Origin of the sequence: Rhodococcus sp. CX, from assembly GCF_015865005.1 — a bacterium.
Lineage (GTDB): Bacteria > Actinomycetota > Actinomycetes > Mycobacteriales > Mycobacteriaceae > Rhodococcus.
Genome location: NZ_JADZGH010000262.1, coordinates 26,679 through 34,874 on the forward strand (window position 1 = coordinate 26,679; position 8,196 = coordinate 34,874).

10 protein-coding genes are annotated in these 8,196 nt (G+C 69.8%); 6 read left to right on the plus strand and 4 right to left on the minus strand.

The annotated features are described in order from the left end of the window. Positions 1-422: LLM class flavin-dependent oxidoreductase (locus I0Q12_RS34230; protein ID WP_231611662.1), on the plus strand; the 422-nt coding region annotated here is incomplete at its 5' end. Here I0Q12_RS34230 and I0Q12_RS29020 read toward each other — a convergent pair. From I0Q12_RS29020 to I0Q12_RS29030, 3 genes are read right to left on the minus strand one after another with little or no spacing between them, the layout of a single operon-like run. Further along, positions 419-1,003 (minus strand): TetR/AcrR family transcriptional regulator, encoded by a 585-nt coding sequence (locus tag I0Q12_RS29020; RefSeq protein WP_197257118.1) that lies wholly within the window; start codon positions 1,001-1,003, stop codon positions 419-421. The two genes, I0Q12_RS34230 and I0Q12_RS29020, sit on opposite strands and share 4 nt — an antisense overlap. Before the next feature lie 26 nt (positions 1,004-1,029). After that, entirely contained in the window at positions 1,030-1,716 is a 687-nt protein-coding gene (locus tag I0Q12_RS29025) for an ABC transporter ATP-binding protein (protein ID WP_197257120.1), read from the minus strand. Beyond that, positions 1,713-2,843: an FtsX-like permease family protein gene (locus I0Q12_RS29030; RefSeq protein WP_197257122.1), complete on the minus strand. Its 1,131-nt coding sequence runs from the start codon at positions 2,841-2,843 to the stop codon at positions 1,713-1,715. The genes I0Q12_RS29025 and I0Q12_RS29030 overlap by 4 nt, the downstream gene beginning before the upstream one ends. Before the next feature lie 135 nt (positions 2,844-2,978). On the opposite strand from I0Q12_RS29030, the gene I0Q12_RS29035 reads away from it, so the two are divergent. The 4 genes from I0Q12_RS29035 (at position 2,979) to I0Q12_RS29050 (ending at position 6,242) form a co-directional block, all read left to right on the plus strand. Continuing rightward, positions 2,979-3,473: a hypothetical protein gene (locus tag I0Q12_RS29035; RefSeq protein WP_197257124.1), complete on the plus strand. Its 495-nt coding sequence runs from the start codon at positions 2,979-2,981 to the stop codon at positions 3,471-3,473. Between the two features lie 81 nt (positions 3,474-3,554). After that, the gene (locus I0Q12_RS29040; RefSeq protein WP_197257126.1) at positions 3,555-4,067 is read left to right on the plus strand and encodes a copper chaperone PCu(A)C; all 513 of its coding nucleotides are present in this window, start codon (positions 3,555-3,557) and stop codon (positions 4,065-4,067) included. Continuing rightward, positions 4,060-5,238, plus strand: coding sequence for a Dyp-type peroxidase (locus I0Q12_RS29045; protein WP_197257128.1), 1,179 nt, complete (start codon positions 4,060-4,062; stop codon positions 5,236-5,238). The genes I0Q12_RS29040 and I0Q12_RS29045 overlap by 8 nt, the downstream gene beginning before the upstream one ends. Before the next feature lie 41 nt (positions 5,239-5,279). Next, complete coding sequence (locus tag I0Q12_RS29050; RefSeq protein WP_197257130.1) at positions 5,280-6,242, plus strand: R2-like ligand-binding oxidase; 963 nt, start codon at positions 5,280-5,282, stop codon at positions 6,240-6,242. 25 nt (positions 6,243-6,267) lie between these two features. On the opposite strand, the gene I0Q12_RS29055 is transcribed toward I0Q12_RS29050, so the two are convergent. Further along, positions 6,268-7,380, minus strand: a complete 1,113-nt coding sequence (locus I0Q12_RS29055) for a hypothetical protein (protein ID WP_197257132.1) — start codon at positions 7,378-7,380, stop codon at positions 6,268-6,270. 136 nt (positions 7,381-7,516) lie between these two features. On the opposite strand from I0Q12_RS29055, the gene I0Q12_RS34235 reads away from it, so the two are divergent. Further along, positions 7,517-8,196 (plus strand): alpha/beta-hydrolase N-terminal domain-containing protein (locus I0Q12_RS34235; RefSeq protein WP_307846617.1); only part of this gene is annotated, 680 nt, incomplete at its 3' end.

Consider the following 8,196-nt stretch of genomic DNA (forward strand, 5'->3'; position numbering starts at 1 on the left):
CCGCCCACGAGCCGGAGATCTGGCTCGGGGCGTACGGGGACCGGATGCTGGCCGTCACCGGCCGGTACGCGGACGGCTGGCTGCCGAGTTCGTTCGCGGCGGCCCCGGACGCGCTCGGCGCGATGACCGCGAAGGTCGATGCGGCCGCGACCGAGGCCGAGCGTGATCCGGCGGCGATCCGGCGGCTCTACAACATCGCCGGGAGGTTCGACGACACCTCCGACGGGACGTTCCTGCACGGACCTGCGGAGGTGTGGGCCGAGCAGTTGGCGGAGCTGACGTTGCTCCACGGCACCAGCACGTTCCTCCTCGGTTCGGATACCGCTGCCGACCTCGAACGGTTCGCCGGAGAGGTTGCGCCGGCAGTGCGCGAGCGCGTCGGAAACGAACGCACTGTTTCACGTGAAACACGAAGTGATTAGAAGCTCGTGCGTTCCGATCCCAACGCGGCCAGGTTCCGGATGGTGTCCAGCACCTCGTCGAGGCTGCGGCCGGATTCGATCAGTTCGGTGCCCTTGTAGACGAGGGCGTTGATGAACTCCGCGGTGAGTTCCGGGTCGGGCCGCCCCTGCTCGCGCAACGCGTCGAGCAGGGGGAGGACCAGTTCCTGATGCAGCGCGTGCATCCGTTCGTTGGTGAACGCCTGCGGGGTGAAGGTCGCGAGGACACCGATGACGGCGTGCTCACCCTCCGCGACGAGCCGCAGGTTCACCTCGATGTAGGCGAGCACGCGTTCCGCGGGATCGTCGACGGTGTTCATCGCCGCGACGATCCTGGCGTTCCAGCGCGGGAACATGTCCTCGACGACGGCGCGCAACAGGTCGTCGCGGGACCCGAAGTAGTGGTAGACGCTGGACCGGGCCAGACCGGCCCGCACGGCCACGTCGGCGAGGGAGGGGACCCGGTCCGGGGCTTCCGCGAGCAGGTCGCGCGCGGCGTCGAGGAGGGCCCGCCGCTGCGCGGCGCGGTGCTCGACGACCGTCGCCGCGGAGATCTTCGGCACGGACCCTCCTCTCGTATCCCGGCGGGTCAGTCGTGTGGCCCGAGCCCGCCGTCGACCATCTCGAGGACCCGATCGCAGTGGTCGAGCACGTCGTGGTCGTGGGTGACCATGATCGTAGCGACCCCCGCCTCGTGGGTTTCACGGGCGAGCAGTTCGACGACCTCGTGGCTGCGTTTGCGGTCCAGCGCGGCCGTCGGTTCGTCGACGAGCAGCAGCGCCGGCCGGGCCATCAGCGCCCGTGCGATACCGACGCGCTGACGTTCGCCGCCCGACAACTGTCCCGGCCGGCGGTCGGCGCGGTGGCTCATGCCGACGGATGCGAGCAGTTCGTCGGGGTCGCGGCCCTCGCGTCCGGTGATCTTCTCGACGAGCCGGAGCTGGTCGCGGGCCGTGAGTGCCGGGATCAGGTTCCCGGACTGGAACACGAACCCGATGCGATCGCGGCGCAGCCGGGTGAGCTCACGTGGCTTCAGGTTCGTGATGTCGACGCCGTCGACGGTCACGGTTCCGGAGGTCGGTCGGGTGAGGCCGCCCGCGACCGCGAGGAGGCTGGACTTGCCGGCGCCGGACGGGCCGACGATCGCGACGAGTTCCCCGGCCGCGACCTCGAGGGTCACGTGGTCGAGTGCGTGCACGGTGCTGTCGCCGTCGCCGAAGCTCAGGCAGGTGTCGGTCAGGGCGAGCCCGGCGCGGGTGGAGGTGGCGGCGGTCAACGGTTTTCTCCCAGTGCGGTGAGGGGGTCGACGCGGGTGATGCGGACGACGGCGACGGCGGCTCCGACGAGGCCGAGCACGATGAGCAGCACCGCACCCTGCACGATCGGTCCGCTCTCGAGGGCGAACGGCATGCCGGAGCCGTCGAGGCCCGAACCGAGCCCGAGACCGATGAGCACACCGAGGGCGACGGAGGCGACGAGAACGACGACGGCGTGCAGCAGCCCGTCGCGCAGCAGGAAACCGGTGGACGCACCCATCGCGCGCAGCACCGACAGTTCGCGGCTGCGCTGCACGGTCCAGATGCTGAAGAACGCGCCGACGACGAGGGCGGAGATCGCGTACAGGAACGCCTTGATCATCGACATGGTCATCATCTCGGCGGAGTAACCCGGCGACGAGTCGAACGACTCCTCGAGCGTCTTGGACACGGTGCCCGCGGCGGCATCCCCGGCGGCGAGGTCGGGCAGACCACCGTCGACGCCCTGCAACGCGACGACGCTGGCCTCGCGGTAGATGTCCGGCTGCGGCTGCTCGCCGACCTTCACGCCGGCGTGGATCTCCTGCCACGTGGACAGCGGCACGTAGGCGACGTCGACGTGCCCGAAGGTGCGCTTGTCCGAGGTGAAGCCGACGACGGTCAGTTCGGTGCCGAGACGGTCGACGACGACCGTGTCACCGAGTTCGATGCCGGCGGCGCGTGCGCTGTCGCTGACGAGGATGTCGGTGGCCTGCTGGAGGGCGCGGCCCTCGGCGGCGGCCGGTTCGAGGAAGGAGCCGGGTTCGATGCCGAAGAGGGTGAGGTCGACGGGGATGCCGTCGCCGGTCTTGGCGTTGACGATCGCGTTGCCGAACAGGGCGGCCTCCGCGACGTCGGGCCGTTCCCGCCAGGCGGCGACCTGCTCGTCGGTAACGACGGAACGGGAGAACGCGGAGTCGGTCTTGGTGCCTTCGGCGAACGCGAACGCCTGTACGGGCGTGCGCTGCAGCGCGGAGACGCCGTCGGTGACCAGGCCGGAGGACAGGCCGGAGAGGATCACCATCAAGATCGAGATGAGTGCGACGACGGCACCCATCAGGAGGAATCGGGTGCGCGCGAACCACAGTTCGCGCAGGGTCAGGAACATGCTGGTCCTTCGCAGGCGAGGTCGGATGGGATGCGCCGGTTTGTCGACGTCTTGTCGCAATCATATCGACACTCTGTCGACAAGTTCCCGCGGACCACTACTACTGGCAGTCGTAGAAAGTCGTATCCTGTCGTCATGAGTACCGCCGAAGCCCTCGTCGCGCGCCTGCGCGGTGGGCTGACCGGCGCCGTTTCCGGAGCCGTGAGCATTGCGGCGCACGCACTCGGTGGCGGCGGTACTCCCTCCCAGAGCGCGGTCGCGCTGTTGATCGCGACGACGCTCGCCGTGGGTGTGGTGGCGGCCGGCACCCGGCTTCCCGTTGCGGCAATTCTCGTCGCCGGTCAGGTGCTCGGGCACCTCGTGCTCTCCCTCGACGCCGGCCACTTCCACGTTCCCGGACCCGCGATGATCGCCGGCCACGCCGTCGCGATCGCGGTGGCGGCACTGCTGGTCGTGGCCGCCGAACGCGGATGCCGGTTCGTGCTCGCCGCGCTGCGTCGCGTCGCGCCGACCCCGTTCGCGCCACTCCGCGTGCCCGGCGCAGTGCTCGTTGCTCCCCGGCCGCCGGTCCTGCGCGGTCTTCGCCGGTCCGCCGGCATCGTCCCGCGCGGCCCACCCGTCACGGTCTGACACCGATTCCTTTCCTTTCACGATCGCCCGCATGAGGCGATCGCGCGCCCGCGTGCGCACAGACCTGTACGGGAGACCCCCATGAAGAAGACCAAGTTCCTCGCGTTCGCCGCGATCGCAGCGGCGGCGCTCGCCGCCGCCGGGTGCGGATCCGAGGACCCCGCGACCGCGGCCGACTCGATCGTCGTGTCGTCGGCGTGGACCAAGGCCGCCGAGAGCGGAATGACCGGTGCGTTCGCCGAACTGGAGAACACCGGCGACCATGCCGTCCAGATCGTGTCCGTCTCGAGTCCGGTCTCGAGTCGGACCGAACTACACGAGATGGCTCCCGCCGCCGACGGCGCGATGGCGATGCGCGAGATGGACGGCGGGCTGACCGTCGCCGCCGGCAGCCGGCACAGCCTCGCTCCCGGCGGCGATCACCTGATGCTGATGGATCTGATCGAGCCCGTCACGCCCGGAACCGACATCGAGTTCACGTTGACCTTCAGCGACGGTTCGTCGATCGATTTCACCTCGCAGGTCCGCGATTTCGCCGGGGCGCGCGAGAACTACGTGCCGAACGCCGAGGAGGGGGCGAACCACGGTGGCTGAGCTCACCCGGCGGCGCCTGCTCGGGGGCGGCGCCGCCGCGCTCGGCGTGGTCGGGCTGGGCGCCGCCGGAATCGGCCGCGTCACGGCCCGTGACGAGGACCCGGGCATCGTCGGGTTCCACGGCACCCACCAGGCCGGTATCGAGACCGAACCGCAGGCGTTCGCGTCGTTCGTGGCGCTGGACCTGCTGCCCGGCACCGATCGGCGCGCGCTCGTCGGCGTGCTGAAGGTCTGGGCGCAGGACGCGTACCGGCTCACCACCGGCACCGGGGGCCTCGGCGACACCGAACCCGAACTCGCCCAGGACCCGGCGAACCTGACCGTCACGGTCGGATTCGGCCCCGGGGTGTTCGGTCCCGCGGTGTTCGCGTCCGCCGACGCGGAGAAGGTTCGGCCCGAATGGCTGCGACCGTTGCCCGCGTTCGGCATCGACCGGCTCGAAGACCGTTGGAGCGGAGGCGATCTGATGCTCCAGGTGTGCGCCGACGATCCCGTCACGGTCGCGCACGCGGTGCGCACGCTGACCCGGACGGTGCGCTCGCAGGTGTCGGTGCGGTGGGTGCAGCGCGGTTTCCGGCACGCCCCCGGCACCCGCCCGGAGGGTGCGAGCATGCGCAACCTCATGGGCCAGGTCGACGGCACCGTCAATCCCGCCGCGCGCAGCACGGAATTCCAAGGCCGGGTGTGGAATCCGGGTTCGCCCCCGTGGCTGGCCGGCGGGTCCTCGCTGGTGTTGCGGCGCATCCGCATGGAACTCGACACCTGGGACGAATTGGACCGTCCAGCAAGGGAACTCACGGTGGGGCGCACGCTGTCGAACGGGGCGCCGCTCACCGGCACGGCCGAGCACGACGATCCCGATTTCGACGCGGTCGACCGGTACGGCATCCCGGTGATCCCACCGGAATCGCACATGGCGCGGGCACGGCCGCGCAACGCGGACGAGCAGTTCCTGCGGCGCGGCTACAACTACGACGACGCCGACGGCGCGGGCCTGCTCTTCGCGGCCTACCAGGCCGACGTCAACCGTCAGTTCGTGCCGGTGCAGCAGCGTCTGGCGGACCACGACGCGCTGAATCCGTGGATCACCCCGATCGGTTCGGCGGTGTTCGCGATCCCATCCGGGTTCGGCGCCGGCGGCTATCCCGGCGAGACGCTGTTCGAGGGCTGAAAACGCAGGTCGGGGTGGTGATACGGGGTTAGCCTGGACGTGTGACCGAGGTATCACCGCGGCGAGACGGATTCGCGTCGCTGCGGGAAGGCGGACTGAACTGGGACGCCTTCCCGCTGCGCCTGTTCGCGAAGGGCAACGCCAAGTTCTGGGATCCCCTCGACCTGGATTTCTCGCAGGACGTCGCGGACTGGGCGGACCTGAACAGCGAACAGAAACGCAGCGCCTCCTATCTGGTGACGCACTTCGCGGCGGGGGAGGAGGCCGTCACCCAGGACATCCAGCCGTTCCTGCGCGCGATGGCCGCCGAGAACCGGCTCGGCGACGAGATGTACCTGACGCAGTTCTGTTTCGAGGAGGCCAAGCACACCCAGGTGTTCCGGCTGTGGATGGACGCGGTGGGACTGACCGGCGATCTGCTGCCGTACGTCGCGGAGAACCCGCACTACCGCGCGCTGTTCTACGAGGAGCTTCCCGATTCCCTGCGGATTCTCGAACACGATCCCAGCCCGGCGAACCAGGTGCGCGCGAGTGTCACCTACAACCACGTCATCGAGGGCAGCCTCGCCCTCACCGGTTACTACGCGTGGCAGAAGGTGTGCACGACCCGCGGGATCCTGCCCGGCATGCAGGAGCTGGTGCGGCGGATCGGCGACGACGAGCGCCGCCACATGGCGTGGGGAACGTTCACGTGCCGCCGGCACGTCGCCGCCGACGACGCGAATTGGGATGTGGTGCAACAACGTATGGGGGAGTTGCTCCCGCACGCGCTCGGGGTGATCCAGTGGATCAACGATCAGTTCGAGGAACAGCCGTTCGGGTTGGACCCCGACGAGTTCGTGGCGTACGCGGCGGACCGCGCCCAGCGTCGGCTCGGTGCGATCGAGTCCGCGCGCGGCCGTCCCGTCGAGGAGATCGACCTGGACTACACGCCCGAGGCGCTCGAGGAGAAGTTCGGCGAAGAGGACGCCGCCGAGCTCGCGTCGCTCACCGACGACGCCTGACCCGGCGTCTCACAGGCAACGGGTCTCACAGGAGCAACACGAGCAGGGGCACCGCGACCAGTGCGACCCCGGCGACGATCGGGATCAGCGGCTTGCGCGACCGCTTCTCGGTCTCGTCGTTTTCGGTCGTGTCCGGTTCGCGGTCGTCCTCGTCGTCCGGCTCGACGGCGAGCAACCGCGCCGCGACGACGTCGTTCTTCCCGGCCTCGAGCATCTCCTGTGCCCGGATGCGCGCGAGTCCACCGGTCAGCACGTCCGTCTCGTCGTACGACGGCGGAAGCCCGATGCGGGCACGCTTCGTCTCGCGGGCCGGCACGAAACCGGCGGCCAGAATCGCCGCACCCAGCGCGGCGGTCTGCTCCGGGCCGGGACCGACGAGGGTGCGGACCATCAGCTTCGTCGCGATGCTGTTCGCGATCTCCTGGATGTACGAGCGGTCGCGGGCGACGATCCCGTCACCCATCACGACGACCGCGTCGAGATTCGGCGGCAGCCACCCGAACGAGCCGAGCGCGGTCGCGAGCTGCGAGGCGGGTGACGGTGCGCCCTTCGTCGGTATCCGGAACGCCTTGCCCGCCGGTACCCCGGATCGCACCAGCGTCACCGTCGAACCGGCGTCGTCGATGTGGAAGACACCGATGAGCTGACCGGGGGTCTCGGAAATCTCGGAGGCATACCAGGTCGCGGCACCCTGGGCGTCCGAGGCCAGGTCCACGTGCCGCAGATCCGCGTAGTCGAGGGCCGCGCGCAGCGACGCGACCGCATCGGAATCCCAGTGGGAAGGGTAGGTCGCGGTGTAGCCGGGCTCGGATCCGTCGTCGGCGCCCCCGAACTTCGGCAGCGGTTCGGTCTCGTTCAGCAGGCACTGGATCGCGGTCGCCATCGCGTCCTCCGCCCGGTACACGCGACCGTCGCTGGCGGTGACACCCGCGGGGTCGCCGACCCGGGCGAGGAACCCGGCGAGGGTGCGTGCTTCGTTGCCGGAGGAGTAGGAGCCGAGGGTGGTGGTGCCGTCCTCGTCGATGTGCAGGACCGTGTCCCGGGCGATCACCACGGGATCCTGGGTGCCCGGTTCGTTGGACGCGACCACTGCGGTGGACACGACTCTGCCGATCCGGAGCCCGACCCCGATTGCCATGACAGCCCTCTCGCCTCGCAGGTAACGAACCGCCTACATCTTGCTACCGAAACCGCTCATCCGGGCCCATACCGGACAGTAGCCGTGTACGGCGTGTCGATACGTACCGGACGGTTTCGCCCCTACACTCCCGAGGATGAGTGCCCCCACACGAGCCCGGGCCTTCGCGCGCTCGTTCCACCCGGTCGGTCTCGCGTTCGCACTGTTGTTCTTCGTGTGGTCGATGACCCCGTCCCTTCTACCGCGCACCTGGTATCTGCAGGGCGTCGCGACGGGAATCGGCGTGGCGACCGGGTACGGCATCGGCTGCCTGATCGCGTGGGCACTGCGGCGCTGCGGTGTGCACCCGGACTGGTCGCCGAAAACGCGCCGCATCGGCTGGTGGGTGCTCGCGGCCGTGGCGGTCGTGGTGGTTCCGACCTTCCTGATTCTCGGTTCGTGGTGGCAGCAGATCGTCCGCGACCTCGTGACCATGGAGCGGGTCGAACGGTCCCTCTACCTGCCGGTTCTGCTGATCGCCCTGGTGGTGGCGTTGCTGCTGCTGGCAATCGGGCGGGGCCTGCGGGCGGGGACGAACAAGCTCGCGCGGTTCGTCGACCGCTACACGCCGGCGCCGGTCGCGCGGGTGACCGCGCTCGTGGTCGTCGTGGCATTGCTCGTCGTGCTCGTCAACGGTGCGCTGTACCGGGGGATTCTCGGCGCTGCGGAGGAGGCGTCCGCGGTCGCGGACACCGGCACCGAGGAGGGTGTGGAGCAGCCGGCCGCGCCGGAACGTTCCGGGTCGCCGGAATCCGCGGAGGCGTGGGACACCCTCGG